This window comes from Sphingomonas sp. ACRSK, assembly GCF_022346685.1.
In the GTDB taxonomy this organism is placed as follows: Bacteria; Pseudomonadota; Alphaproteobacteria; order Sphingomonadales; family Sphingomonadaceae; genus Sphingomonas; species Sphingomonas molluscorum.
Genome location: NZ_JAKRNR010000012.1, coordinates 1 through 23,955, shown reverse-complemented (window position 1 = coordinate 23,955; position 23,955 = coordinate 1). Strand labels below are relative to the sequence as shown.

Annotated in this window: 26 protein-coding genes, 1 tRNA gene and 1 pseudogene; 12 read left to right on the top strand and 16 right to left on the bottom strand. The window is 69.2% G+C overall.

The window, feature by feature from the left end; translation table 11 throughout:
- Positions 1-56: 56 nt before the first annotated feature.
- Together MHZ35_RS08445 and MHZ35_RS08440 are read right to left on the bottom strand one after the other, a co-directional pair.
- A complete protein-coding gene (locus MHZ35_RS08445; protein ID WP_239435199.1) occupies positions 57-764 on the bottom strand; it encodes a glutathione S-transferase in 708 nt (235 codons plus the stop codon).
- Positions 765-769: 5 nt separating this feature from the next.
- Complete coding sequence (locus tag MHZ35_RS08440) at positions 770-1,054, bottom strand: BolA family protein (protein ID WP_239435198.1); 285 nt, start codon at positions 1,052-1,054, stop codon at positions 770-772.
- A gap of 35 nt (positions 1,055-1,089) precedes the next feature.
- Between MHZ35_RS08440 and MHZ35_RS08435 the strand changes: the two genes are divergently transcribed.
- Positions 1,090-1,695 (top strand): DnaJ domain-containing protein, encoded by a 606-nt coding sequence (locus tag MHZ35_RS08435; RefSeq protein ID WP_132883130.1) that lies wholly within the window; start codon positions 1,090-1,092, stop codon positions 1,693-1,695.
- Positions 1,696-1,704: 9 nt separating this feature from the next.
- On the opposite strand, the gene MHZ35_RS08430 is transcribed toward MHZ35_RS08435, so the two are convergent.
- Genes MHZ35_RS08430 through MHZ35_RS08395 form a run of 7 tightly spaced genes read right to left on the bottom strand, consistent with a single transcriptional unit; the run spans position 1,705 to position 5,509 of the window.
- Positions 1,705-2,178, bottom strand: coding sequence for an SRPBCC domain-containing protein (locus MHZ35_RS08430; protein ID WP_239435197.1), 474 nt, complete (start codon positions 2,176-2,178; stop codon positions 1,705-1,707).
- Complete coding sequence (locus MHZ35_RS08425; protein WP_239435196.1) at positions 2,175-2,669, bottom strand: VOC family protein; 495 nt, start codon at positions 2,667-2,669, stop codon at positions 2,175-2,177. Before MHZ35_RS08425 ends, MHZ35_RS08430 begins: the two co-directional genes overlap by 4 nt.
- On the bottom strand, positions 2,666-3,448 hold the full coding sequence (locus tag MHZ35_RS08420; protein WP_239435195.1) for a VOC family protein: 783 nt from the start codon (positions 3,446-3,448) through the stop codon (positions 2,666-2,668). Before MHZ35_RS08420 ends, MHZ35_RS08425 begins: the two co-directional genes overlap by 4 nt.
- 10 nt (positions 3,449-3,458) lie before the next feature.
- Complete coding sequence (locus MHZ35_RS18180; RefSeq protein WP_446741032.1) at positions 3,459-4,172, bottom strand: DUF1428 domain-containing protein; 714 nt, start codon at positions 4,170-4,172, stop codon at positions 3,459-3,461.
- Complete coding sequence (locus MHZ35_RS08405; RefSeq protein WP_239435194.1) at positions 4,169-4,858, bottom strand: glutathione S-transferase family protein; 690 nt, start codon at positions 4,856-4,858, stop codon at positions 4,169-4,171. The genes MHZ35_RS18180 and MHZ35_RS08405 overlap by 4 nt, the downstream gene beginning before the upstream one ends.
- Positions 4,855-5,085, bottom strand: coding sequence for a DUF4287 domain-containing protein (locus MHZ35_RS08400; protein WP_239435193.1), 231 nt, complete (start codon positions 5,083-5,085; stop codon positions 4,855-4,857). Before MHZ35_RS08400 ends, MHZ35_RS08405 begins: the two co-directional genes overlap by 4 nt.
- 1 nt (position 5,086) lies before the next feature.
- Positions 5,087-5,509, bottom strand: a complete 423-nt coding sequence (locus MHZ35_RS08395; RefSeq protein ID WP_239435192.1) for a VOC family protein — start codon at positions 5,507-5,509, stop codon at positions 5,087-5,089.
- Positions 5,510-5,569: 60 nt separating this feature from the next.
- Between MHZ35_RS08395 and MHZ35_RS08390 the strand changes: the two genes are divergently transcribed.
- The 10 genes from MHZ35_RS08390 to MHZ35_RS08345 all read left to right on the top strand — a co-directional run bounded on the left by MHZ35_RS08390 (position 5,570) and on the right by MHZ35_RS08345 (position 14,756).
- On the top strand, positions 5,570-6,256 hold the full coding sequence (locus MHZ35_RS08390) for a winged helix-turn-helix transcriptional regulator (protein WP_239435191.1): 687 nt from the start codon (positions 5,570-5,572) through the stop codon (positions 6,254-6,256).
- A gap of 59 nt (positions 6,257-6,315) precedes the next feature.
- Positions 6,316-7,320: a cobaltochelatase subunit CobS gene (gene cobS, locus MHZ35_RS08385; RefSeq protein WP_239435190.1), complete on the top strand. Its 1,005-nt coding sequence runs from the start codon at positions 6,316-6,318 to the stop codon at positions 7,318-7,320.
- 52 nt (positions 7,321-7,372) lie between these two features.
- Complete coding sequence (locus MHZ35_RS08380) at positions 7,373-7,651, top strand: type II toxin-antitoxin system Phd/YefM family antitoxin (protein ID WP_132883139.1); 279 nt, start codon at positions 7,373-7,375, stop codon at positions 7,649-7,651.
- A gap of 3 nt (positions 7,652-7,654) precedes the next feature.
- Complete coding sequence (locus tag MHZ35_RS08375) at positions 7,655-8,041, top strand: type II toxin-antitoxin system VapC family toxin (protein WP_239435189.1); 387 nt, start codon at positions 7,655-7,657, stop codon at positions 8,039-8,041.
- Positions 8,041-9,870 (top strand): cobaltochelatase subunit CobT, encoded by a 1,830-nt coding sequence (gene cobT / locus MHZ35_RS08370; protein ID WP_239435188.1) that lies wholly within the window; start codon positions 8,041-8,043, stop codon positions 9,868-9,870. The genes MHZ35_RS08375 and cobT overlap by 1 nt, the downstream gene beginning before the upstream one ends.
- On the top strand, positions 9,867-10,124 hold the full coding sequence (locus MHZ35_RS08365; RefSeq protein ID WP_132883141.1) for a ribbon-helix-helix domain-containing protein: 258 nt from the start codon (positions 9,867-9,869) through the stop codon (positions 10,122-10,124). Before cobT ends, MHZ35_RS08365 begins: the two co-directional genes overlap by 4 nt.
- Before the next feature lie 78 nt (positions 10,125-10,202).
- Complete coding sequence (locus MHZ35_RS08360; RefSeq protein WP_239435187.1) at positions 10,203-12,599, top strand: TonB-dependent receptor; 2,397 nt, start codon at positions 10,203-10,205, stop codon at positions 12,597-12,599.
- Between the two features lie 64 nt (positions 12,600-12,663).
- A complete protein-coding gene (locus MHZ35_RS08355) occupies positions 12,664-13,347 on the top strand; it encodes a Fe2+-dependent dioxygenase (RefSeq protein WP_239435186.1) in 684 nt (227 codons plus the stop codon).
- Between the two features lie 81 nt (positions 13,348-13,428).
- Positions 13,429-14,595 (top strand): PepSY-associated TM helix domain-containing protein, encoded by a 1,167-nt coding sequence (locus tag MHZ35_RS08350; RefSeq protein ID WP_239435185.1) that lies wholly within the window; start codon positions 13,429-13,431, stop codon positions 14,593-14,595.
- A complete protein-coding gene (locus tag MHZ35_RS08345) occupies positions 14,592-14,756 on the top strand; it encodes a hypothetical protein (RefSeq protein ID WP_165890012.1) in 165 nt (54 codons plus the stop codon). Before MHZ35_RS08350 ends, MHZ35_RS08345 begins: the two co-directional genes overlap by 4 nt.
- A 10-nt stretch (positions 14,757-14,766) precedes the next feature.
- Here MHZ35_RS08345 and MHZ35_RS08340 read toward each other — a convergent pair whose 3' ends face one another.
- The 6 genes from MHZ35_RS08340 to MHZ35_RS08315 form a co-directional block, all read right to left on the bottom strand.
- Positions 14,767-15,666: an FAD:protein FMN transferase gene (locus MHZ35_RS08340; protein WP_239435184.1), complete on the bottom strand. Its 900-nt coding sequence runs from the start codon at positions 15,664-15,666 to the stop codon at positions 14,767-14,769.
- Positions 15,667-15,761: 95 nt separating this feature from the next.
- Entirely contained in the window at positions 15,762-16,604 is an 843-nt protein-coding gene (locus tag MHZ35_RS08335) for a DUF4198 domain-containing protein (RefSeq protein WP_239435183.1), read from the bottom strand.
- 23 nt (positions 16,605-16,627) lie between these two features.
- Positions 16,628-17,161: a DUF2271 domain-containing protein gene (locus tag MHZ35_RS08330; RefSeq protein ID WP_239435182.1), complete on the bottom strand. Its 534-nt coding sequence runs from the start codon at positions 17,159-17,161 to the stop codon at positions 16,628-16,630.
- Between the two features lie 20 nt (positions 17,162-17,181).
- Positions 17,182-17,835 (bottom strand): PepSY-associated TM helix domain-containing protein, encoded by a 654-nt coding sequence (locus tag MHZ35_RS08325; protein ID WP_239435181.1) that lies wholly within the window; start codon positions 17,833-17,835, stop codon positions 17,182-17,184.
- Positions 17,836-17,960: 125 nt separating this feature from the next.
- Entirely contained in the window at positions 17,961-22,559 is a 4,599-nt protein-coding gene (locus tag MHZ35_RS08320; protein ID WP_239435180.1) for an NAD-glutamate dehydrogenase, read from the bottom strand.
- Between the two features lie 71 nt (positions 22,560-22,630).
- Positions 22,631-23,479 (bottom strand): hypothetical protein, encoded by an 849-nt coding sequence (locus MHZ35_RS08315; RefSeq protein WP_239435179.1) that lies wholly within the window; start codon positions 23,477-23,479, stop codon positions 22,631-22,633.
- 182 nt (positions 23,480-23,661) lie between these two features.
- Between MHZ35_RS08315 and MHZ35_RS08310 the strand changes: the two genes are divergently transcribed.
- Positions 23,662-23,737, top strand: a tRNA-Thr gene (locus MHZ35_RS08310).
- A 107-nt stretch (positions 23,738-23,844) separates the two neighbouring features.
- Here MHZ35_RS08310 and MHZ35_RS08305 read toward each other — a convergent pair.
- Positions 23,845-23,955: pseudogene (locus MHZ35_RS08305) on the bottom strand (PEP/pyruvate-binding domain-containing protein); the annotation flags it as partial.

Sequence of the window (23,955 nt, the reverse complement as noted above, 5' to 3'; positions counted from 1 at the left end):
GGCGCGGCTTTACTTGGGGTGTGCGACCGGCGCAACTCGGCCGGGCCCGGCCGGGATCACGCGCCATCGAGTTCGGGATAGTGGCGGAAGATGCCGTCCTCGTTGAACGACAGGCGTCGATCGCTCGCAAGATAGGCGGCGACGCCCGGCAGGGAGCGGACGAGGCCGTGGATCCTGAGCAGCGCGGGGTAGGCGTGCTCGATCGCCGCCATGCGCCGCGGGAACATGTAGCGCAGCCCCTCGACCAACTGGAACAGCGAGGTGTCGGCATAGGTCCAGCGATGGTCGATCAGCCATTCGCCTGGGTTCGCCTGTGCCGCGCCGTCGAAATGCGCCAGGAACTTCGGGATGCGCTCGGCCCGGAACTGCTCGGCGGCGCGCAGCGCCTCCGCCTTCTGGTCCTCGTAATATTCGCCCATGGCGATGGGATGGTGGATGTTGTGCACCTCCGCCACCATGTCCGCGATGGTGAGCTGGAGCTGGTGGAGCCACAGCCGGTCGGAAAGGCGCGAGGGTGCCAGGTCGTGGTGCTCGCCCAGATAGAGCAGGATGTTGGCGGTCTGCGCGATCACGAAGCCCTGGAGCTCGAGATAGGGCGGAGCGAAGGGCGGGCGCTGGGTGTAGCGGGCCATGTCGTCGACCAGCGCCTGAGTGCCGCGTTCGCGGGCGCAGTCACAATATTCGATACCGGCCGCTTCCAGTGCCAGGCGCACGAACTCGCCGCGACCCTGGATCTCAGGCCAGTACCAAAGATTGTACGACATCGGCGCTACTCTCCTGGAGCGCGGGCCCGGATTGCCAGCGCGTGGACTCGGTCTATGAGCAGGTCGGACAGGGCCTGGTTCACCAGCCGCTGGCGCTCAACGCGCGAGCGGCCCGCAAAGGCCCCGCTTTCGACGACGACGGTGAAGTGGGATTCGCCGGTGCCGTTGTCGCCGCTGTGGCCGGCGTGGCGGCCGCTGTCGTTGATGACCTCCAGATGCGTGGGGTCGAGCGCCTCGGTCAGGCGAGCGGTGATTTCGGAGGCGATGGGGCCGGTAGCGGTGGTCTGCATCGCGCCTATATAGTGGGTTTGCATGAGGGAGTCGCGTGGCACGCGAGAAGATCGGGAAGGACCGGCCGAACACGCGGTTCCATGGTCGAGTGGAGAGTGGGCGGGCCTGTGAGGCACCGGGGTGCGTCGAGGCGGGCGAGTTTCGCGCGCCGCCGCTGGAGGGCGCGCCGCAGGGTAGCGACCGACCGGCGGGCTATCGCTGGTTCTGCCTGGACCATGTCCGTCAGTTCAACGCCGGCTATAACTATTTCGCGGGCATGACCGTCGAGGAGATCCACGACGCCCAGCGGCCCTATGCCGGCTGGGAGCGGGAGACGCGTGCCTTTGCGAGCGCGGGCGGCGACCGGGGGCCGCGCTGGGCGGACTTTGCCGATCCGCTCGATGCGATCGGCGCGAAGTTCAAGGCGAATGTCCGTGCCGAGCGCAAAGATGGGCGGCCGCTGACTCCGGGCGACCGATCGGCGCTGAAGGTCATGGGGCTGGAGGTCGATGCCGACCGCACGGCGCTGCGCAAACGCTACAGCGAGCTGGTGCGGCAGTATCATCCCGACCGCAACGGCGGCGATCGAAGCCATGAAGGGGCGCTGCAAAAGGTCATCGCCGCCTATCAGCAGCTCAAGGGGTCGGCGGCGTTCGCCTGACGGCATCGATCATGCCTTTGCCGGTAACCCGGCCACCCGGCGGGCGACTGCCTCCAGCTGCGCCGCGACGGCAAGCCAGCCGTCCTCGAAACCCATCCCGCGGTGCGTCTCGCAGTCGTCTGCCGTCCAGTGGCGGGCGGCCGCGCGGTAGCGGGTGCCCGTGCCTTCGGGCGTGAACTCGAACAGCCCGACGAAGGGGAAGGGCACGCCCGCCTGAGGGCGCCAGCCGGGGGCGAACGCGTTGGTGAACACGACGCGCTGCTGAGGGATGGCTTCCAGGATCAGGCCGTCGTCGTCGTGACGCTCGCCGTCCGGGCTGATCATCGTCGTCGCGAAACGGCCGCCGGCGTGGAGTTCCAGCGCGTGGAGCTCGGTGCGCCAGGGAAGTGGACACCACCATTCCGCCAGATGCTCGCGCCAGGCCTGCCAGATGGCGGTGACGGGCGCGGCGAGGATGCGTTCGATGGCGAGCTCGTGATTCATACGGCGCCTCCGCGTCGTGCCGCCTCGATCGCGGCGATGTCGATCTTCACCATGCCCATCATCGCCTGCATCACGCGGGCGGCGGCGGCCGGATCGGGATCGGCCAGCCCGTCCATCAGGGCACGCGGGACGATCTGCCAGCGAACGCCCCAGCGGTCGCGGCACCAGCTGCAGGCGATCTCCGTGCCGCCACCCTGGGTGATGGCGTCCCAATAGCGATCGGTCTGGGCCTGATCCTCGGTCATCAGCTGGAAGGAGATCGCGTCGGTAAAGGCGACGCCCGGCCCGCCGTTGAGCGCGAGAAAGGCGCTGCCGGCGATGGTGAAGCCGACCGTCAGCACGTCGCCCGCCTTGCCCGCCGGCCAGTCGGTGGTGGCACGGTGGATGTCGGTGATGCGGCTGTCGTCGAAGCTGTCGACGTAGAAGCGCGCGGCCTCCTCCGCGCAACCGTCGTACCAGAGGCAGGCGACGACCCTGGCCTGGGTGCTCATGCCGCGGCCCTGGAACCGGCGACGACGCCGAACAGGGCCCCATGGGGATCGCTGGCGACGATGATGCGCTCGTCGCCGGGCACGTCCATCGGCCCCATGTCGACGGTGCCGCCGGACGCCACCACTGCGGCAGCGGCGGCGTCGATGTCGGCCGCGCGGAAGTAGAATTGCCAGGCGGGCGGCGGGGCATCCGCCGGGCGCTGCATGATCGCGCCGATCGTCTCGCCGCCCGCCTCGACGAAGACATAGTCGCCCATGTCGCCCATCGGCATGCGATCCGGATAGGACCAGCCGAACACCTCGGCATAGAAGGCGAGGGCGCCGGCCTGGTCGGATGTGGTCAGTTCGTTCCAGCCGCATTTGCCCGGGCCGTTCGCCTGCCAGGCGTGGCTCGCCTCGTCCATTTCGCCGCGCATCACGTAGAAGGGGATGCCCTGCGGGTCGGCCACCAGCGAGAAGCGGCCGACGCCCTCCATCGTCTGCGGCGGGACGTGCACGCTGCCGCCGAGCGCCTGGATCCTGGCGACGGTCGCATCGACGTCGTCCACCCCGACGTAGAACAGCCAGCCCGGACGGGCGCCGCCGGCTTCCATCTCGGGCGCCAGGCGCATCATGCCGCCGACCTGCCCCTGGCCGGTGTCGATCAGGCGATAGTCCAGCGCCGAAGACATGGGCGCGCCCACGGTCCAGCCGATCACCGCTTCGTAGAAGCCGCGCGCAGCGTCGGGATCGGGGGTGAGCAGTTCGTACCAGATCGGAAAGCCGTGCGGATTGCGCATGGGGATGCTCCTATTGGTCGAGGATGGGCAGGAAGCCGCCGAAGATCATGCGCTTGCCGTCGAACGGCACGGTGCCGGGGTCCTGCATGCGGGGATCGGCCATCACCTTGGCCTGGCCGGCGTCGCGCACCTCCTTTGACGGCCATTCGATCCAGGCGAACACCACCTTTTCGCCGTCCGTGACCTTGGTCGCGCGGTTGAAGTCGGTGATCTTGCCGTCGGGCAGGTCGTCGCCCCAGGCCTCCACCACGCGAGTGGCGCCATGTTCGAGGAAGACCGGCGCCGCCCGCCGCGCCAGGTCGAAGAAGGCGTCCTTCTGGTCGGGTGCCACGGGGATCAGGAAGCCGTCGACATAGCCGGTGGCGCCGCCGGGGCCCTGGTCGACCACCGGGTCGAAGCCGGCGAAGATCATGCGGCTGCCGTCGAACGGCATTTCGGCCATGTCCTCCATGCGCGGGTCGGCCATCATCGCCTGTAGCGCGGCATCATAGGCGGCCTGATCGGCATATTCGATCCAGCTGAACACGACGGTCTCGTCGTCCTTTGCCTGCACCGCGCCCCGGAAGTCGGTGACCGTGCCGTCGGGCACGTCGTCGCCCCAGGCCTCGACCATGCGGCGGGCGCCGAACTCCTTGAACAGCGGCAGCGCCTGGGTCGCATGGTCACGATAGGCGTCGCGATTGGCGGTGGGCACCGCGGCGACGAAGCCCTGGATGAAGGTCATGCGTCCTCTCCTTGCATCGCGAGCATCGCCGCAGATTGCGGCGGATGCCCGGTGAAGCCCATTCGCTGCGCATCGAGCGCGCGCCCGAACGCGGGCCGGGCCTCGCCGCGGGCGACATAGGCGGCGAGCGCCGGATGCGCCTCGACCAAGCCACTGCCGCGCAACTGGCGAAGCGTGCAGACCATCATCAGGTCGCCGGCAGAGAAGTCGCCGTCGAGCCATTCCGCCTCCCCCAGCCGCGCGGCGAGGTCGCCGAGCCGGTCCTGCACGCGGGCGTGCACCACCGGCAGCCGGTCCTTCGCCCAGGGCATGTCGCGCTCGAACAGCGACGCCATGCCGAAGTCGGCGATCGGCAGCTCGACGCTGTTGAGCGCGGCGAACATCCACTGGATCGCGCGGGTGCGCGCCGCGGGGCCGGCGGGAAGCAGGCCGCTGCCGCTCTCAGCGATGTGCAGCACGATCGCGCCGGATTCGAACAGCACCAGATCGCCGTCCTCATAGGTCGGCACCTGTCCGAACGGCTGGAGCGCGCGGTGGGTCGACCCCTTCTGGCTTCCCTGCGGCAGGTGCCGGACGGTGTAGGGCCGCCCGGTCTCCTCCAGCGCCCAGCGCACCGGCAGGTCGCGCACCAGGCCGCGCGCGAAATCGGGGACCCAGTCATAGGCGGTGATCACGGGCGGGGTCATGCGTCTCCCTCCTTCTTCATGCCCTTCAGCAGGGCGTAGATCGCCATCGCGTGGCCGTGTCCCAGGCCAAAGTCGGCCTTCAGCCAGTCGGTGACCTCGGTCGCCTTCACCCTCGGCGCGATGCCGCCGCCGCTGGTGAGGCCGCGGGTCGCCGCAAGCGCGCGGAAGTCCGCAGGCGTCTTGCCGGTGTTGCGCTCGATCGTGTCGAGATAGGCCTGGAAGGACATGTCATGCCTCCGCGGGCTGGGCCTGGGTCGCGGCCGCCATGTCCATGGTGAACGGGCCCCAGCCATGGCCGTCGAGATCGTCGAAGGCGCGGCTGTACATGAAGCCGAGATCCTCGGGCTCGTGCATCTCCTTGCCTCCGGCGGCGATCGCGGCCTCGGTGATCGCGTCCACCTCCGCCCGGCTGTCGAAGGAGAGTGCGAGCAGGGCGCCGCTGTGCGTCCGCGCCTCGATGATCTCCTTGTTCGTGAAGGTCCGGTAGAAGGCATGGTCGAGCAGCATGACGTAGATGCTGTCCGACCAGACCATGGCCGACGCCTGTTCGTTGGAGAAGGTCGGGTTCTTCTCGAAGCCGATCGCTTCGTAGAAGGCGGTGGCCTTGGCCACGTCGGCGACCGGCAGGTTCACGAAGATCATGCGGGGCATGGCATCCTCTCGCGACTCGTTGTTTGACCAGCATGCCGCTGCCACTTATCTTTGACAACCATGGAGTCACAAAAAATAACTACCTCGGAGAAGCGGTGGTACGATGATGCCTGCGGAGCGGCGCTGGGCATGGAGTTCGTCGGCGAGCGCTGGGCGCTGCTCATCATGCGCGAACTGCTGCTAGGGCCGCGGCGGTTCGGGGAATTGCGCAGTGGGTTGCCGGGACTGAGCGCCAACGTGCTAACCCAGCGGCTCGCCTCGCTGGAGCGATCGGGGATCGTGCGGCGCTACCGGCTACCGTCCCCCGCGAACGTGCAGGTCTATGAGTTGACCGCCTGGGGACGGGAGAGCGAGCCGGTGATCCTGGCGCTCGCGCGCTGGGCGCTGCGCTCCCCGGCGCACGACCCCAGCCTGCCGTTCTCGCCCGTGTCGCTGCTGCTGTCGCTGCGCATGCTGCTGGTGCCCGACCGGGCGGGCGACTGGCGGGCCGCAGTCGGCATCCGCACCGGCGAGGAGACGTTCGAGGCGCGGCTGGAGCAGGGCGAGCTGAAGGTGGCGCGCGGATCGATGGATGGCACGGAGGCGGTGCTTTCGGGCACGTCCTCTGCCTTCCTGCCGGTGATCTACGGCGGCATGCCGCTGGCAGCCGCCGAGACGGCGGGAATGCTGCGCGTCGAAGGGAACCGTGCGGTCGCGGAGCGGTTCGTCACTCTCTTCGCCCTGCCGGACAAGGTGGCCGTTGAGTAAGGCCCCACGTTCGTCCTAAAGCGGGGCCAAGCCCCCGGCGAAGGGCACGAAAGGCTTTCATGACCAGCACCTCCGACCTCCAGCTCGACCGCAGCCAGACCACCGTCCTCGACGCACCGGACCGCACCGTGGAGGTGCGCGAGGTGTTCGGCATCGACACCGACATGAAGGTGCCGGCCTTCAGCATCGCCGACGAGCGCGTGCCGGACGCCGATCCCGCCTATGTGTTCGATCCGGACACCACGCTCGCGATCCTGGCGGGCTTTGCCTACAACCGCCGCGTGATGGTGCAGGGCTATCACGGTACCGGGAAGTCGACCCACATCGAGCAGGTGGCGGCGCGGCTCAACTGGCCGTCGATCCGCATCAACCTGGACGCGCACATCAGCCGCATCGACCTGATCGGCCGCGACGCGATCGTGCTGAAGGACGGGCAGCAGGTCACCGAATTCCGCGAGGGCCTGCTCCCCTGGGCGCTGCAGACCCCCACGGCACTGGTGTTCGACGAATATGACGCGGGCCGCCCGGACGTGATGTTCGTGATCCAGCGCGTGCTGGAGACGGAGGGCAAGCTGACGCTGCTCGACCAGAACCGCGTGATCCGCCCGAACCCGTATTTCCGCCTGTTCGCGACCGCCAACACGGTGGGCCTGGGCGACACCAGCGGGCTGTATCACGGCACCCAGCAGATCAACCAGGGCCAGATGGACCGCTGGAACATCGTGGTGACGCTCAACTACCTGCCGGCCGAGACCGAGGCGAACATCGTGCTCGCCAAGTCGGGCGAATACGACCAGGCCGGCGGCAAGGAGACGGTGCAGAAGATGGTGCGCGTGGCAGAGCTCACGCGCCGCGGCTTCATCAATGGCGACATCTCGACCGTGATGAGCCCGCGCACCGTCATCACCTGGGCGCAGAACGCGCTGATCTTCAAGGACGTGGGCTTCGCCTTCCGCCTGTCGTTCCTCAACAAGTGCGACGAGGCGGAGCGCGGGCTGGTGGCGGAATATTACCAGCGCGTGTTCGGCAAGGACCTGCCGGAAAGCGTGGCGAAGAAGGGTTGAACCCGGGGTGGGGGTGGACTAACTCATTGGTCCACCCACGTGGAGGCGCGCGATGGCCGAGGCCGACCCGCACAAGATCTACAATGTCCACGAGGCGAAGACTCACTTCTCCCGGCTGATCGACCGTGCGCATGCGGGCGAGGAGATCGTGCTCGCCAAGGCAGGCGTGCCCTACGCCAAGCTGGTGCCTGTGGCGCCTCCCAAGCAGGAGCCGCGCCGGCCCGGCCGGTTCGCACACCTGCGCAAGGACGTACCCAGCGACATCTGGTTCGAGCCCGAATACAGCGATGCCGAGCTGGACCGCTTTGCGGGCACGTTGGCGGATCTTTGACGCTTGGCCTATCTGCTCGACACGCATGCGCTGATCTGGTGGTGGCTTCAGGATCCGAAGCTCTCGGCAGCGGCTGAGGACGCGATCGCAAGCCGGGCGGCGCGCGTGTTCGTGAGCCCGATCTCCGCATTCGAGATCGCGCTGAAGGTACGTCAGAGTCGCCTGGCGGCAATGGCCGAGCCGCTTCGGCAGTTTGAGGACGCCGTGGCGGCGGACGGCATGACGCACCTGCCACTGCGGCACGACCATTGCCGCACGGCCGGGTTGATGGAGAGCGAGCATCGCGATCCGTTCGACCGGCTGATCGCGGCGCAGGGCCTGACGGAAGGCCTGATTGTGATCACAAAGGACCCGCAGTTTGCGGCGTTCGGATGCGAGACGCTTTGGTAATGGCGACGGACACGCTTCTCGACCAGTTCCGCGACGCACTGCGGGGCACTGCGCGCGCGCTTTCGGGCGATGCGGAGGTGGAGCTTGGCTTCACCGCCGATGCGCCCGCGGCATCTGGTCGGCACATCAAGGTGCCGATGCCCGCACGCGCGCTGCCGCCCGAGCAGGTGGCGGAGGCGCGCGGCTTTGCCGACGGCTTCGCGCTCCGCATGCGGCTGCACGACCATGCGCTGCATGCCCGCAATGCCCCTGCCGATGCGGTCGCGCGCGCGGTGTTCGATGCGGCGGAGACCGCGCGCGTCGAGGCGCTGGGCTCCGAGGGCTATGCCGGCATTGCCGACAACCTCGATCAGGCGCTGGCGATGCGGCTGCGCTCCGACCCGCTCGCGCGGGCGCGCACCCGCGCCGAGGTGCCGCTGTCGACCGCGGTGGGCCTGATGGTGCGCGAGCGGCTGACGGGCAAGCTGCCGCCGGCGTCGGTGGCGCCGGGCATGGCGCTGGTGCACGACTGGATCGAGGAGCGGGCCGGCGAGGCGCTCGACGCGCTGGCGGCGACGGTGGGCGACCAGGCGGCGTTCGCGCGTGCGACCACGCGCATGCTCGAGGGCCTGGAGCTGGTGCAGGGCGAGGTGGAGCCCGAGGACAGCGACGAGGGCGGCGAGGAAGACGAGAGCACCGAGGACCAGTCGCAGGACGAGGGCGACGACGGTGAGGCCGAGGAGCAGCCCGGCGGTGAGGGCGAGGTAGAGGCGCGCGGGGAGGACCGGCGCGACCAGGACGCGGGCGGCGAGGGCGAGGAACGGTACGACGACGCGGCCGAGGACGGCGAGGGCGAGCCCGGCGACGAGGGCGAGGGCATGATGCCGGTGCGCCCGAACCGCAACTGGTCCGACCAGCCCGCGCAGTTCGACTACAAGGCGTTCACGACCGCGTTCGACGAAGTGGTGGCCGCGACCGAGCTGTGCGACTCCGACGAGCTCGACCGGCTGCGCGCCTATCTGGACCAGCAGCTGATCCAGCTGCAGGGCGTGGTGACCAAGCTCGCCAACCGGCTGCAGCGACGGCTGATGGCGCAGCAGTCGCGCAGCTGGGACTTCGACCAGGAGGAGGGGATGCTCGACGCGGCGCGGCTGGCGCGCGTCGTCATCAACCCCGGCCAATCGCTGTCGTACAAGATCGAGCGCGAGGCCGAGTTCCGCGACACGGTGGTGACGCTGCTGATCGACAATTCGGGGTCGATGCGCGGGCGGCCGATCTCGATCGCGGCGATCAGCGCCGATATCCTGGCGCGCACGCTGGAGCGGGTGGGCGTCAAGGTCGAGGTGCTGGGCTTCACGACGCGCGCCTGGAAGGGCGGCCAGTCGCGCGAGGCGTGGCTGGCGGCAGGGCGCCCGCCGCAGCCCGGGCGCCTGAACGACATCCGCCACATCGTCTACAAGCAGGCCGACGAGCCGTGGCGTCGCGCGAAAAAGGCGCTGGGCCTGATGATGCGTGAGGGGCTGCTCAAGGAGAACATCGACGGCGAGGCGCTGCTGTGGGCGCACGGGCGGCTGATCGCCCGGCCGGAGGACCGCAAGGTGCTGATGGTCATCTCCGACGGTGCGCCGGTGGATGACTCCACGCTGTCGGTGAACTCGGGCAGCTATCTGGAGAAGCACCTGCGGCAGGTGATCGGCTGGATCGAGGGGCGCTCGCCCGTCGAGCTGGTGGCGATCGGCATCGGCCATGACGTCACCCGCTGGTATTCACGGGCGGTGACGATCATGGATGCCGAGCAGCTTGCCGGCACCATGATCGACCAGCTCGCCGCCCTGTTCGACACGCCGTGAAGGACGTGGAGCCGCCGGCGGGCGGCTTCGCCGGGCCGGTCAAGCGATCGGTGACGATCGCCGGGCACCAGACCTCGATCAGCCTGGAGCCGCTGTTCTGGCAGACGCTGGAACGGGCGGCCGCGGCGCGTGCCCTGCCGCTCAACGCCCTGATCGCGGCCATCGACGCCGCCCGCATCCAGTCCGACGATCCGCCCAACCTCGCCAGTGCGCTGCGCTCCTGGCTGCTCAGCGACATCTTGATACAAAGCTGATAGTCACTCGCAATAGCGTTGACTCTGCAAACTCCTCGCAATAGCAGTGCTGCGACAACTGCATTGGGGGGAAATTTCTTGAAACAGCACACCGCTGCCCGGACACCTGCCGCGACCTTCCTGGCGCTTTCCTGCGTCGGCTTCATCGCCTCCAGCCCGGCTGCCGCCGCTCCCGCAGATCCCGTCGCGAAACATGGCACGACCGAGCCGGACGACCAGATCCTGCGCACCGACGAGGTGGTGGTGACCGGCGAAGTCTATTCGCCGCGCCAGGAGAGCCCGAAGAACACCCGCAAGGTCCGCGACATGCCGCAGACCGTGACGGTGATCACCAACGAGACCATCGAGCAGCAGAATCTGCTGACGCTGCGCGACGTGCTGACGACGGTGCCGGGCATCACCTTTGGCGCGGGTGAGGGCGGCGCCGGCTTTGGCGACGCGATCAACCTGCGCGGCTATTCGGCCAACAGCGACATCACCCAGGACGGCGTGCGCGACAGCGCGCAATATACCCGCACGGACTCGTTCAACCTGGAACAGCTGGAGGTCGTGAACGGCGCGAACTCGGTCTATGCCGGATCGGGTTCGGTCGGCGGATCGATCAACCTGGTGACCAAGCGCCCGCTGGCGATCGACCGCACGGTGGTGACCGGCGGCATCGGCACCGACGACTATTATCGCGGCACCGTGGACACCAACGCCCGGGTCAGCGACCTGGTCGCGGTGCGGCTGAACGCGATGGCGCACAAGAACGACGTGCCCGGCCGCGACGTGGAGAACTACCGCCGCTGGGGCCTGGCGCCGTCGGTGACGATCGGGATCGAGGGGCCGACGCGGCTGACCTTCCAGTACCTCCACCAGGAGGACGAGAACATCCCGCAGTACGCCGTTCCGTACTACATCAACGCGACGAACGACGGGCCGCTGCCGGGCGTCGACCGCAGCAGCTATTACGGCTTCCGCAACATCGACACGCAGGAAAGCAACGTCGACCAGTTCACCGCGACGTTCGAGCACGAGTTCAGCGACCGGCTGAGCATCCGCAACCTGACCCGCTGGCAGGACGTGCGCCAGCTGACGCTCGTCGATCCGCCGCAGGGAACGTTCTGCCTGGCAGATAACCTGACCGCCGTGGGGGCGCCCTGTACGAATACCCAGGGCCAAGTTGTGGCGCCGGCGGGCTTCTACCTGCCGTCCGGCCCGCGCGGGAACACGCGCGACACCCGCAACCAGCTGGCGTTCAACCAGACCGACCTGCGCGCGGTGGTGGACACCGGGGGCATCGAGCACACCATCACCCTGGGTGCGGCGGCAAGCTGGGAGAAGTTCTTCCTGTCGAGCGGCAATTCGCTGCGCAATCCGGACGGATCCACCCCGTTCACCAGCCTGCCGCTGATGTCGATCGGCAATCCCAACGACGTGGTGAGCGGACCCGCCGGCTTCACCTATGGCAACAACGTCTACGAAGGGCCGGTGAACTTCATCCCCAGCGCGCGCCAGACCGGCGTGCTGGAGAACTACGCCGCTTACTTCTTCGACGCGATCAAGTTCTCGGATCACTTCGAGATCAACGGCGGCGTCCGCTACGAGCACAACAAGGGCTGGAACCGCAGCGACGTCGTGCAGGCGACGAGCACCGGTGCGGTGCCGCTGGGCACGGTCACGCCGGGCCCGCGCCTCGACAACAAGGACAACCTGTTCTCGTACCGCATCGGCGCGGTCTACAAGCCGGTCGAGGCGGTCAGCCTTTACGCCGCCTACGGCAACTCGGAGACGCCGTCGAAGACCTCGGTCAACGGTTCGTGCACCGAAGCCACCTGCAACGTGAAGCCGGAGAGCGCCAAGAACTACGAGATCGGCGCCAAGGCGGAGCTGTCGGACGGGCGCCTGCTGCTGACCGCGGCCCTCTTCCGCAACGAGCGCGACCAGTACAAGGTGGCCACGGGTGATCCGACGATCCCCGAGCAGCAGCTCGACGGCAAGTCGCGGGTCGACGGGATCGCGCTGGGCGCCGTAGGCCGGATCACGCCCGCGTGGACGATCACCGCCAACTACACCTATCTCGACAGCGAAGTGCTGCGCAGCATCGCCCGCAACTCGCCGCCCGGCACGATCGATCCGCAGCGGGGCAATCCGCTCACCAACACGCCCGAGCATTCCGGCAGCCTGTTCACCACCTATCGCCTGCCGTTCGGGCTGCAGCTGGGCTATGGGCTGACCTACCAGGGCAGCTTCTACCTCAGCAACAGCACGCCGGACGCCGCCACCATGCTGTACAAGGTCGACGACTATCTCGTGCACAACGCCTATCTGGCGTACGACTTCACGCCGAACTTCTCCGCGCAGCTGAACGTCAAGAACGTGGGCGACACGGAATATTACACCCGCGTGCGCAACAACGCCTCGACCGGCGTGGGCTGGGCGACGCCGGGCGAAGCACGCTCTGCGGTGCTGACGCTCAGCTACCGCATGTAAGCAAGACCCGGCCGCGGTGCTCCACGGGGTGCCGCGGCCCAAGCCGCAAGAGAAAGCCGCCGCCATGCTGATCGCCATTCCCGAGGTGCTCGATGCCGCTGCCGTCCGGCGGCTGCGGGCGATCATCGACGCCGCCGAATGGGTGGACGGCAACGTCACCTCCGGCCACCAGTCGGCGCTCGCCAAGCGCAACGAGCAGCTGCCGGAAGCGTCGGCGGCGGCGAAGGAAGCGGGCGGCATGATCCTGGACGCGCTGGGCCGCACGCCGTTGTTCGTGGCGGCGGCGCTGCCGGCCAAGGTGTTTCCGCCGCTGTTCAACCGCTATGGCGTAGGCCAGACCTTTGGCGCGCATGTGGACAACGCCGTGCGCATCCAGCGCGGCACCGACTTCCGCATCCGCAGCGATCTTTCCGCGACGCTGTTCCTGGAAGACCCGGCTGCGTACGACGGCGGCGAGCTGGTGATCGAGGGGCAGTTCGGCGTGCAGAGCGTCAAGCTGCCGGCCGGGCACATGATCCTCTATCCCGCCTCCAGCCTGCACCGCGTGGAGCCGGTGACGCGGGGGAGGCGGGTCGCGTCCTTCTTCTGGATGCAGTCGATGGTGCGCGACGATGGCGAGCGCCGGATCCTGTTCGAGCTCGACCAGTCGGTGCAGCGGCTCGCCGGCGAACTGGGCCATGCCGATCGCTCGGTGATCGAGCTGACCGGCGTGTACCACAATTTGCTGCGGCGCTGGGCGGAGGTCTGAGTACCAGTTGCGACTTGTTCGCAACTTCTGCCTGCCCTATGCCCGCGCGATGCCGGCGAGAGACCATCCGGAGCTGCGACCGTGACGCGGGCGACCGTCCGCGCCTGGTACCTGGTGCACAAATGGGCCAGCATCGTCTGCACGGCGTTCCTGCTGATGCTGTGCGTGACCGGCCTGCCGCTGATCTTCCATGACGAGATCGACCGGCTGAGCGGCGGCGACGTGGCCGCCGGCATGACGGGGCAGGGTTCATCGGGCGAGGGGCCGGGGCTGCTGCCGCTCGACACCATGCTTGCGAAGGCACTGGCGGCGCGTCCGGGCGAGGTGCCGCTGTTCATGGCGTTCGACAACGAGCGTCCGCAGATGACCATCACCACCGGCCCGCGCCCCGATGCGCCCGCGGCCGAGATGACGATGCAGATCTACAACCGGGCGACCGGGGAGCTTGCGGAAATCGCGTCGGAAGAGGGCGTCATGCACTTCCTGCTCCAGCTGCACACCGACATGTTCCTGGGGCTGCCGGGGATGCTGTTCCTGGGGGCGATGGGCGTCGTGTTCGTCGCCTCGATCGTGTCGGGCGTGGTTCTCTATGCGCCGTTCATGCGCAAGCTCGACTTCGGGACGCTGCGCACCTCGCGCAGCCGGCGGCTGAAGTGGCTGGACACCCATAATCTGCTCGGCATCGTGGCGCTTGCCTGGATGCTGGTGGTGGGGCTGACGGGCGTCGTCAACGCGCTGGCGACGCCGATCATGCAGATGTGGCAGGCGAACGAGCTGGCGGAAATGACGCGGGCCTATGCCGGAAGGCCGGCGCTGCCGGTGTCGCGCTATGGCTCGCTCGACCGTGCGATGGCGGAGGCGCGGCGGGCGCGGCCGGGCAACAACCCGCAGTTCATCGCCTTTCCCGGCGGGGGCTTCAGCAGCAAGCATCATTATGCCGTGTTCCTGCAGGGCGACACGCCGCTGACCGAGCGGCTGCTGACGCCAGCGCTGATCGATGCGGAGACCGGCCGGCTAACGGACGTGCGGCCGCTGCCCTGGTACGGGCAGGCGCTGTTGCTGTCGCAGCCGCTGCACTTCGGCGACTATGGCGCGCTGCCGCTCAAGATACTGTGGGCGGTGCTCGACCTGTTCACGATCGTGATCCTGGGATCGGGGCTGTACCTGTGGCTCGGCAAGCGCCGGGCGCCGCTGCCGGCGCGGGTGCGCGAGGTGGAGAGCGGCGGCGAGTGGGTGCCGGCGGAATGATCCGCTCGACCTTCGCGCTGCCGACGCTGATCGCGCTCCTGTCGGTGGTGGGGCTGGTGAGCGCGCTGACCGGCGACGGCGTGCGCGACGTGCTGTCGTGGATCGCGCTGGCGGTGCCGGTGGTCGCGGTCGGCTGGGCGATGCGTGCGCAGCGGCGCTGACGAACGGGGCTTAGCCGAGCATCGCCTGAAGTGCGGGCGAGAGCCATTCCTCCAGGCCGTGATCGGTGCGCAGCGCGATGCGGGCGGCGAGAGATTGCTCGGTTGCCCAGCTGCGCGCTTCCTCGGGCGGCAGGACGGTCAGCACCGTAGCCCAGGCGTCCGCGTGCATGCAATCGGCGGCGAGCACCGTCACCGAGGCGGTGCCGTGCACGATCGGGTGGCCGGTGCGCGGATCGAGCGTATGGGCGTAGCGGCGGCCGTCGGCGGTGAAGCTGCGGCGATAGTCGCCGGAGGTGGCGATGGCGACATCGTGCGCCGCAATGCGCAGCGGCTGGAGGCTGCTTTCCGGCAGCGGCTCCACCTCCACCCACCAGGGCTGGCCGTCCGGGCGCAGGCCGCGGCCGACGAACTCGCCGCCGATCTCCACCAGCAGGTCGCGGTGCCCGGCTGCCTCCAGTGCACCGGCGAGCGCGTCCACGGCATAGCCCTTGGCGATGCCGGAGAGGTCGAGACGCGCGTCGCGCAAGCGGCTGGCGCGCAGCAGCAGCGGATCGAGCTCGAACGCGTCGAGGCCGGCAGCCGCATGGACTGTCTCGACCGCCTCGGCTGGGGGAGGGGACGTGCGCGGGCCGGAGGGGCCGAACCCCCATAGGTCCGCCAAGGCACCGATCGTGGGGTCGAAGGCGCCGCCGCTTGCCCCTGCCACGCGCCAGGCGCCGGCGAGGACGGTGGCGAGCGCCGGGGGCAGGCGTTGCCAGCTGCCGATCGGTGCGCGGTTGAGCCGGGAGAGGGCGGAGCCCGGCTCCCAGTGGCTCATGTCGGCGATGACCTGCCCGAGCACCCGGCCGGCGATCGCGCGTGCCGCCTGCGGGTCGCCGCCGACGATCTTGGCCGACCAGCTCGTGCCCATCGTCTCGCCGGCGACGGTCGTGATTCCGGCCGCCGGGTCGCGGCGCGCGAAGGCGGCCGGACCCGGGACGGACGGGATGGCAACGCGCGGGCGCGTCAGGGCGCCAGCACCTCGAGCGTCGCGATATAGGCGGCGCGACGGGCGGGCGGTGCAGCCTTGGGAGCCGCCCCTTGCGCGGCGCCTGCTTCGCCGCGGCCGCCGCCGGTGGAGACGTTCAGCCAGTACATGCCCGGCTCTGGCCAGGTGATGCTGACCTTGCCATCGGCGCCGGTCTTGAGGTCCATCTGCTTGAGCGCGTCGCGGTAGCGGATGCCGCCCGGGATCACCGTGACCGGCAGACCGGCGGCGGGCTTGCCTTCGAGCAGGAACTGGAAGGTCGCCGCCTCGCCCGAGACGAGATCGTTGGGGTGCGTTACCGGCACCAGCTCGAGGCCCTTGCCGGTGGTCTTGAACACGGTGGTGGTGGGCGCGCCCGAGGTCACGAAGATTTCGTTGCGGCTGGTGCTGGCAGTGGTGCGCACGTCGGTCGCGCCCGCGGGGATGGCGGCGGCGAGCTTGTCGGCGGTGAGGCCGCGCGGCAGCCGCTGTTCCTGGCCGTTGAGCTTGTAGCTGCCCATCACCCCGTCCGAGACGGCGGCGATCTTGTACGTGCCCTTCTGCGTCAGGTGGACGTCGAAGGTGCTGCGGTAGCGGCTGGTGTTCCAGTTCTCGATCTTGCCCGCGCTGCCGTCCGGCTGCGTGACGGCAGGCGGCGTGCGCATCGGGAAATGCTCGAAATAGAAGAGGTCGTTCGAGACGGCGGCGTCGACCGTCACCCAGGCGTCGTCACCCGACACGATGGTGGTCGACGGCAGCATCCACTGGCGGTGTGCGCCCGCAGCGGCGGGAAGCAGCACGGCGACCGCCGTCGCGGCGGCAAGCAGGCGATTGCGAAACATGATTCCGGTTCCTCCCAAAAGTGTCAGCGGCGGACGGTGAGCGTCACCGCGCCCAATTCGCTGGTCCCCGCGGCGCGGGCGGTGCCGCCGCCGGCCGGCGGCCAGGCAAACGGCAGGCGCAGCAGCTCGCGGCCGCCGACTTCGCGCGCGGCCTCGACCACCAGCGTGTATTTGCCCGGGCCGAGCTGGCCGAGCGGGCCCTTACCCGCGGTGAAGCTCAACTTGTGGGTGCCGGGCGCGCGGGTGGCACCGGTCACGCCATCGGCGGGGAAGGACATGCTGCGGCCGGAGGCGCGCCACCACTGGCGCACGTCGCGCAGCCACTTGGTGCCCTCGCCATTCTTCATGTCGTGGTCGTACCAGACCGCCAGGGTGCGGGCGCCGCCGCCCTCCTTCTCCAGCCACACGGCCACATAGGGCTTGTGATATTCGGCGACCGACAGGCGCGGGATGGTGATCGACAGCTCGAGCGTCTGCGCCTGGACGGGCGCGGCGATGCCCGCGGCGGCGGCGACCAGAGGCAGGCCGGTGAGCACGAGATGGTGGCGGACGTGCATGGGCAAGGCTCCCAGAAGTCTCAGTGGATCAGGAAGACGGCGATCAAGGCCGGGATCACCAGCCCGAGGCCGACCAGCGGCCAGGTGCTGCGGCGCTTGGCCGAGTGGAGCTGGAGCAGGAACAGGCCAGTCACGGAGAAGATGACGCAGGCGCCGACGAAGATGTCGATGAACCAGCTCCAGGCGGTGCCGGCGTTGCGGCCTTTGTGGAGATCGTTGAGGTAGGCGATCCAGCCGCGATCGGTGCGCTCGCTGGTGACGGCACCGGTCTCCCGGTCGATCGCGACCCAGCCGTCGCCGCCGGGGCGGGGGAGGCCGAGGTACACCTCGCCGGCGGACCATTCCGCCTCGCCATGCGGGGTCAGCGGCAGCGTCTGGGCGATCCAGGCGGCGACCGGGGCGGGAAGCGGCCGCTTGCCGTCGGGGCGATCATCGGGGCGGACGAGCGGCAGCAGGTCGGCCGGCAGCGTCGCCTGGCCGGAGGCGACGGTGGGCGTCCCCTCGATATCGGCGGCGTGGTTGAGCGTGAAGCCCGTGATCGCGAACAGGAGCAGGCCGATCAGGCTGAGCGCCGAGCTCATCCAGTGCCAGGTGTGCAACTGACGCAGCCAGAAGGCCTTGCGGCTCTTCTTGCGGGGCACGGACGGAGAGGGGGCTGCGGCTGCTGGAGGCATGCGGATCGCTGTTCGAAAGGACGTGCCCTTCGAATACGCGAACAATTCTCAATTGCAACAAGGAAGTGAAGAGCACCTAAGGCGCAAGCACCGCGGCGACCCCGAAGGGCCGCCGCAGCCTTGGATCAACGTCCCAGCAGCACGCGCGCCTGCCCGGCGATCTGGGCGAGGATCGCCAGCGTCGGGGTGGGCGCCAGCCGGGCACGGGCCACGAGCGCAGTGAACTGCGCGACGCGGGGCTGGTTCTCCGCCATCCAGGCATCGACCGCCGCCTGCGGATCGGTACCGTCGATCCGGGCGAGGAAGTCGAGCCGCAGCTGCTGGAAGTCGCGCGAGAGGCCCGCGATCAGCAGCCGCTCCCACGGATCGCCGCTGGTGATGCGCGCCGTGGCAGCCTGCGCCCAGTCGAGCCCCAGCGCCTCGCCCAGGTGCGTGAACGCATGGGCGAGCACGACTTCGTCCACCCCGCGTTCGGCACCCAGGTCGGCCAGGCCGATGGCGCCGTCCAGGTCGAACAGGCGCACGACCCGGGCGCTGAGCGCGTCGGGAGCGCCGGCCGCGGCGAGGCGCTCGCGCATCCGCTCGCTCTGGGCGCGGGCCTCGCTCAGCAGCAGCGAATCCGCCTGCGCGTCCAGGCGGTCGATCGCCGGCTTCAGCCGCGCGATGGCCTCGGCCGGGCGCGTGCCCGGGCGGCAGGCGCGCAGCAGGTCGGCGATCTGCACGCGGGTGGCGGCGGCGGCATGGCCGATCAGCGCAAGGCGTGCGTCCTCGCTGATGTCCGCCTGCTCGATCTGCGCCCAGAGGGTGGGCAGGTCGAACAACCGCTCGGCGACGACGAACATCGCGGCCAGATCGCCGACGGCAGCGCCTTCCTCCTCGACCAGTTCGGTCGGATGGAGCACGCCCAGCCGGTTGACGATGCGGTTGGCGAGCTTGGTGGCGACGATCTCCCCACGCAGGCGGTGCTGTTCGATCGCATCGCCGAAGCGTGCCTGCATGGCGCGCGGGAACGCGGCCTGCAGGTCCGGCAGCAGCTCGGGCGTGTGGCCGAGCTGGTTCGCCTCGATCGCGTCCTGGAGCGCGAGCTTGGCCGAGGCGAGCAGCACCGCCAGTTCCGGCCGGGTGAAGCCCTGGCCCTCCTGCGCGCGGCGCAGCAGCTCGTCGTTGGGGGCGAGCCCCTCCACCGCGCGGTCGAGCCGGCCGGCGCTTTCGAGCATCTCGATCACGCGGACATAGCTCGGCACCGCGACCGCGCCATCGCCCTCCATGAAGGAGAGGGCGAGCGTCTGGAGGCGATTGTCCTCCAGCACCAGCCGGGCGACGTCGTCCGTCATCTCGGCCAGCAGCGCGTTGCGATCCTCGAACCCGAGCCGCCCTTCCGTCATCTCACGGTTCAGCGCGATCTTGATGTTGACCTCGTTGTCCGAGCAGTCGACGCCCGCCGAATTGTCGATGAAGTCGGTGTTGATGCGGCCGCCCTTGGCCGCAAAGGCGATGCGCGCGGCTTGCGTGACGCCCAGGTTCGCGCCTTCGCCGACCACCTTTACGCGCAGCGCCTCCGCATTGACGCGGATGCGGTCGTTGGCGGGATCGCCGACGTCCGAATGCGCCTCGTGCCCTGCCTTCACATAGGTGCCGATGCCGCCGAACCACAGCAGGTCGGCGGGCGCGCGCAGGATCGCGGAGATCAGCGCGGTCGGGTCGAGCTCGGTGTCCTCGATGCCCAACATGCGGCGCACCGGTTCGGACAGCGGGATCGTCTTGGCCGTGCGCGGGAAGACGCCGCCGCCTTCCGAGATCAGCGCCTTGTCGTAATCGTCCCAGCTGGAGCGGGGGAGGTTGAACAGCCGCTGGCGCTCCTCCCAGCTCTTGGCGGCATCCGGGTTCGGATCGAGGAAGATGTGGCGGTGGTCGAACGCGGCCTGCAGCTTGATCGACTTGGACAGGAGCATGCCGTTGCCGAACACGTCGCCCGACATGTCGCCGCAGCCGACGACGGTGACCGGATCGGCCTGCACGTCGACGCCCATCTCCAGGAAGTGGCGCTGGACCGACACCCAGCCGCCCCGGGCGGTGATGCCCATCGCCTTGTGGTCATAGCCGTGGCTGCCGCCGCTGGCGAAGGCGTCGCCCAGCCAGAAGCCGCGCTCCATCGCGAGCGCGTTGGCGACGTCGGAGAAGGTGGCGGTGCCCTTGTCCGCGGCGACGACGAAATAGGGGTCCTCGCCATCGAGGATCGTCACGCCCTCCGGATGGACGACGCGGTTCTCGACGAGGTTGTCGGTGATCGACAGCAGCGTGCGGATGAAGATGCGGTAGCTCTCCGTCCCCTCCGCCAGCCAGGCGTCGCGATCCGAGGGCGAAGGGAGCTGCTTGGGGTAGAAGCCGCCCTTGGCACCGGTCGGTACGATCACCGCATTCTTGACCCGCTGCGCCTTCATCAGGCCCAGGATCTCGGTCCGGAAGTCGTCGCGCCGGTCGGACCAGCGCAGACCACCGCGCGCGACCGGACCCGCGCGCAGGTGGATGCCCTCCACCCGCGGCGAATAGACGAAGATCTCCCGCCAGGGCAGCGGCTTGGGCAGGCCCGGCACCTTGGCGCTGTCGAGCTTGAACGCCAGCGCTTCGGCCGCAGCCGGGGCAAAGGCGTTGGTGCGCAGCGTCGCGCCGATCAGCGCCCGCATCGCGCGCAGGATACGGTCGTCGTCAATCGCCGAGACGGCGTCGAGCCCGCGCTCGATCGCGGCGTCCGCTTCCTCGGCCCTCGCCGCGTCCGCATTCGCCGGATCGTGGATCGCCGCGAAGCGCTCGACCAGCGCACGCGCCACCTTCGGCGCGCGCCGGAGCGCGTCGACGACGGTGCCGAGCGGATAGGTGAGCCCCGCCTGGCGCAGATAGCGGAACCAGGCGCGGAACAGCACGACAGAGGCGGGGGCGAGCCCGGCCTCCACGATCAGCCGGTTGAAGCCGTCGTTCTCGGCGCGGTTCTCCAGCACGGCGGCGATCGCTTCTTCCGCCACCCGCACGTCGAACTGCGGCGCACCGGTGGCGCCTGGCAGCTCAACCGCGAAGTCGTGGATGAAGGACTGCGCCTCGTCGCTCAGGCGGGTGGGAATTTCCTCCACCACGCGGAAGCCGAAGTTCTCGAACACCGGCACCGCATCCGACAGCGAAAGCGCGCCGCCCTGGCGGTAGAGCTTGATCCGCAGCGTTCCGTCGGGCGCCGTCAGGATGCGCACCGAGCGGCTGCCGGTGTCGCTGAGGCTGCCCAGGCGCAGCACGTCGTGCGCCGCTTCCTCGGCCGTGTTGACGTTGCGGTAGTTGACAGGGAAGGCGGTGGCATAGCGCAGCGCCAGCCGGGCGGCGGCGCCTGAGGGCGCGATCTCGCCCAGCGCCGCCTCGATCGCCGGGCTCCAGCCGCGGACCATCCGTTCGACGCGCCGGTCGAGCTCCGCGCCGTCGGGCATCTGCCCCTCGCCGCGCAGGTCGAGCATGTAGCGGATCAGCGCCGCGTCGCCCTCGACGGCGATCGTCCAGCTGAGCAGCCGGGCGTGCGCCGCCTCGCACAGCATGTCGCCGATGGCGCTGCGCCGGCCGGTCGAGAGATCGTCGCGCTGCAGCCAGACGAACGCGAACAGGTGGCGTCCGAGCGGGCTGCGGATCAGCACCACCCGCGAGCGCGGCCGGTCCGCGATCGACATGGCGGTGAGCGCCAGCGTCTCGAGCGCTTCCGGCGGGAAGGCGGTGGTGAGGTCATGGGGCAGGGCGGTCAGCGCATGGGCGAGCGACTTGCCGGCGTGGCCGGTGGGGTCGAAGCCGAACTGCGCCTGGAGCGCGGCGAGGTTGCGGCGCAGCACCGGCACGTCCGCGGGGGCGGCATGCAGCGCGGCGCTGGTCCAGAGCCCGGCGTGGATCGAGAGGCCGACGACCCGGCCGCCTTCGCGGATCGGCAGCACGACCAGGTCGAGGGGCGCGCGGCGGTGGACGGTCGAGAGCGCGTTCGATTTGAGCAGCAGCAGCGAGTGGCCTGCTTCGAACCAGGCGATCGCGCGCTGGCGCGAGCTTTCGGCCAGCAAATGGCTATGGATCGGCCGGCGGGCGATGCCCAGGCAGTCGCGGTCGCTCTCGCCCGCCGCCCAGCGCAGATGCCCCAGCAGCGTGAAGTTGCGGTCCAGGAACCATTCCAGTAGCGCCCGGGTCTCCGGATCGGGCGTCTGCGCCGCATCGTCGCGCATCGCCTGCTGCATCGGCTGCCAATCGGTGACTGCGGCGCGGACGTCCGCCAGGTTGCGTTCGATCTCGTCGCTCAGTTCGCGGCGCAGCCGGGCGTCGACGCGGTCCATCTCGATATAGACCATCGATTCGCGCGCGCCGCCGTCGGCGATGTCGACAATGGAGCCGGCTGCGTCGCGCACGACCGGGAGCACGGGGTGGATGATGCGTTCGATGAGAAGATTGTGGCCCGTGATCGCGGCCGCGATCGAATCGACCAGGAAGGGCATGTCGTCGTTGACCACGGCAAGCCGCATGCGGCGGCGCCCGTCGGTGGTGACACTGTCGATGGCGATGGAGGCCGACCCGGGCGGGCGGGCGCGGGCGGCATCCGCCACCAGCCGTACCGCCGCCCCCCGTTCCTCGGTTCCGAGCCCTTCGAGTTCGCTCGGAAGCGCACCATCGAACAACCTCGCCGCAATTGCCTGCGGCACCTTATCCTCTTCGGTCATGGCAGGGATATGCGCCCCGGCTTCGACCGGCTCAACCCTTGTCGCAGGTGCGAAGGAATTGCTGCGCTGCGTCAGTCGCGCCGCACGCGGCGGATCGCCTCCTGCGTGAGACCGTCGCTGCCGTCCACGGCGCCGACGATCTCGACGCGGCCGTCCAAGGTCGCGCGGCCGAGCAGCAGAACGAACTCCTCCGTCCCTGCATCCAGGTCGACCGATCCGAGCGCAGGGGCCGTGCGCAACACGTCGCTCGCGGATCGAAGGTCGACTACTGGCGCGTCCAGCCCTGCGCTCGGCCCGTCTGCCCAGGCGGGTGCGACGGGGGCGGGGGGCGGCGCATCGGTGCTGCGGGCGTCCGCCATCTCCGCTGCCAGCTGCGCCTGGATGCGCGCGTCGGCGACTTCCTTCCAGTTGATCACGCCATAGATGAAGTTGATCCGGCGCTGGTCGGACGAGAAGGGCATCAGGATGCCGCGATAGAGGGTGGGGTGGCCGCGTTGCGACACGAACTCGGCCTCGAACCCGATCGGCGCGCGGCTTGCCAGGATCTGCGGATATTGCTCGGTGAGGCGCGCCAGCAGCGAGCCTTGCGGTACGTCGGCGATCCTGAGGATGCCGGAGGTGACGCCGCACTCCTCGCGCACGGCATGGCCGATGAAGCGGATGCGCGGCTCGGCATCGTCGTGGGAGAAATCGAGCAGCACGCCGTGCGGGCCGAAATCGCCGGCCGCTGCGAGATCCAGCTCGTCGATGGTCGGATAGGTGCGGCCCTTGAGCAGCGAAATCCAGTGATTGTACGCGCGAACATGCATCCGCCGCTCGTCGCCGCCGATCACGCGCTGCGGTTCCGGACCTTGTCCGACGCCATCGCGGTCGAACTCCTCTCGTTCGGGCTGGTCGTCCGGCCCGCGCGCCCTGTCCATAGTCGATCCTCACGGGCGTCGCTGCCCGGGGGTATTGTGACGGTTCATGGTAAAGGATGAATGAAACAGTCTCCGGCGGGCGGCGGCGGCGGCAATCTGCGAAAACAGCGCAAGCGGCGCTTGCCAGCGCCGCCACCCGCTGGTAAGCGCGCGCTTCCCACGAGGCGCTGTGCGCCCCATGTGCCGCTTTAGCTCAGTTGGTAGAGCATCGCATTCGTAATGCGGGGGTCACAGGTTCGAGTCCTGTAAGCGGCACCATTCTTGAGACCGGTGGAAAACCGCCTTTTTTGCCTGTCCGTCGTCAGAACATTCGGCACAACTCGCGGCGTAGATTAGCGGAGTGCGGACCTCGTCAGGGGTTGATGTTAGGCGGCGAACTTGCGGTGCTGCAAGCGCCGATGTTCGATGGTCTGTCGCTTGATCCTTTCGCGCAGTTTGATGATTGCCGGAGCCCTGCCGAAGTAGGCGTCGGCAGG

Coding starts and splice junctions, on each gene's coding strand:
- MHZ35_RS08445 (WP_239435199.1), bottom strand. CDS start 764: ATGTCGTACAATCTTTGGTACTGGCCTGAGATCCAGGGTCGCGGCGAG.
- MHZ35_RS08440 (WP_239435198.1), bottom strand. CDS start 1,054: ATGCAGACCACCGCTACCGGCCCCATCGCCTCCGAAATCACCGCTCGC.
- MHZ35_RS08430 (WP_239435197.1), bottom strand. CDS start 2,178: ATGAATCACGAGCTCGCCATCGAACGCATCCTCGCCGCGCCCGTCACC.
- MHZ35_RS08425 (WP_239435196.1), bottom strand. CDS start 2,669: ATGAGCACCCAGGCCAGGGTCGTCGCCTGCCTCTGGTACGACGGTTGC.
- MHZ35_RS08420 (WP_239435195.1), bottom strand. CDS start 3,448: ATGCGCAATCCGCACGGCTTTCCGATCTGGTACGAACTGCTCACCCCC.
- MHZ35_RS18180 (WP_446741032.1), bottom strand. CDS start 4,172: ATGACCTTCATCCAGGGCTTCGTCGCCGCGGTGCCCACCGCCAATCGC.
- MHZ35_RS08405 (WP_239435194.1), bottom strand. CDS start 4,858: ATGACCCCGCCCGTGATCACCGCCTATGACTGGGTCCCCGATTTCGCG.
- MHZ35_RS08400 (WP_239435193.1), bottom strand. CDS start 5,085: ATGTCCTTCCAGGCCTATCTCGACACGATCGAGCGCAACACCGGCAAG.
- MHZ35_RS08395 (WP_239435192.1), bottom strand. CDS start 5,509: ATGCCCCGCATGATCTTCGTGAACCTGCCGGTCGCCGACGTGGCCAAG.
- MHZ35_RS08390 (WP_239435191.1), top strand. CDS start 5,570: ATGGAGTCACAAAAAATAACTACCTCGGAGAAGCGGTGGTACGATGAT.
- cobS (WP_239435190.1), top strand. CDS start 6,316: ATGACCAGCACCTCCGACCTCCAGCTCGACCGCAGCCAGACCACCGTC.
- MHZ35_RS08380 (WP_132883139.1), top strand. CDS start 7,373: ATGGCCGAGGCCGACCCGCACAAGATCTACAATGTCCACGAGGCGAAG.
- cobT (WP_239435188.1), top strand. CDS start 8,041: ATGGCGACGGACACGCTTCTCGACCAGTTCCGCGACGCACTGCGGGGC.
- MHZ35_RS08355 (WP_239435186.1), top strand. CDS start 12,664: ATGCTGATCGCCATTCCCGAGGTGCTCGATGCCGCTGCCGTCCGGCGG.
- MHZ35_RS08345 (WP_165890012.1), top strand. CDS start 14,592: ATGATCCGCTCGACCTTCGCGCTGCCGACGCTGATCGCGCTCCTGTCG.
- MHZ35_RS08340 (WP_239435184.1), bottom strand. CDS start 15,666: ATGGGCACGAGCTGGTCGGCCAAGATCGTCGGCGGCGACCCGCAGGCG.
- MHZ35_RS08335 (WP_239435183.1), bottom strand. CDS start 16,604: ATGTTTCGCAATCGCCTGCTTGCCGCCGCGACGGCGGTCGCCGTGCTG.
- MHZ35_RS08330 (WP_239435182.1), bottom strand. CDS start 17,161: ATGCACGTCCGCCACCATCTCGTGCTCACCGGCCTGCCTCTGGTCGCC.
- MHZ35_RS08325 (WP_239435181.1), bottom strand. CDS start 17,835: ATGCCTCCAGCAGCCGCAGCCCCCTCTCCGTCCGTGCCCCGCAAGAAG.
- MHZ35_RS08320 (WP_239435180.1), bottom strand. CDS start 22,559: ATGACCGAAGAGGATAAGGTGCCGCAGGCAATTGCGGCGAGGTTGTTC.
- MHZ35_RS08315 (WP_239435179.1), bottom strand. CDS start 23,479: ATGGACAGGGCGCGCGGGCCGGACGACCAGCCCGAACGAGAGGAGTTC.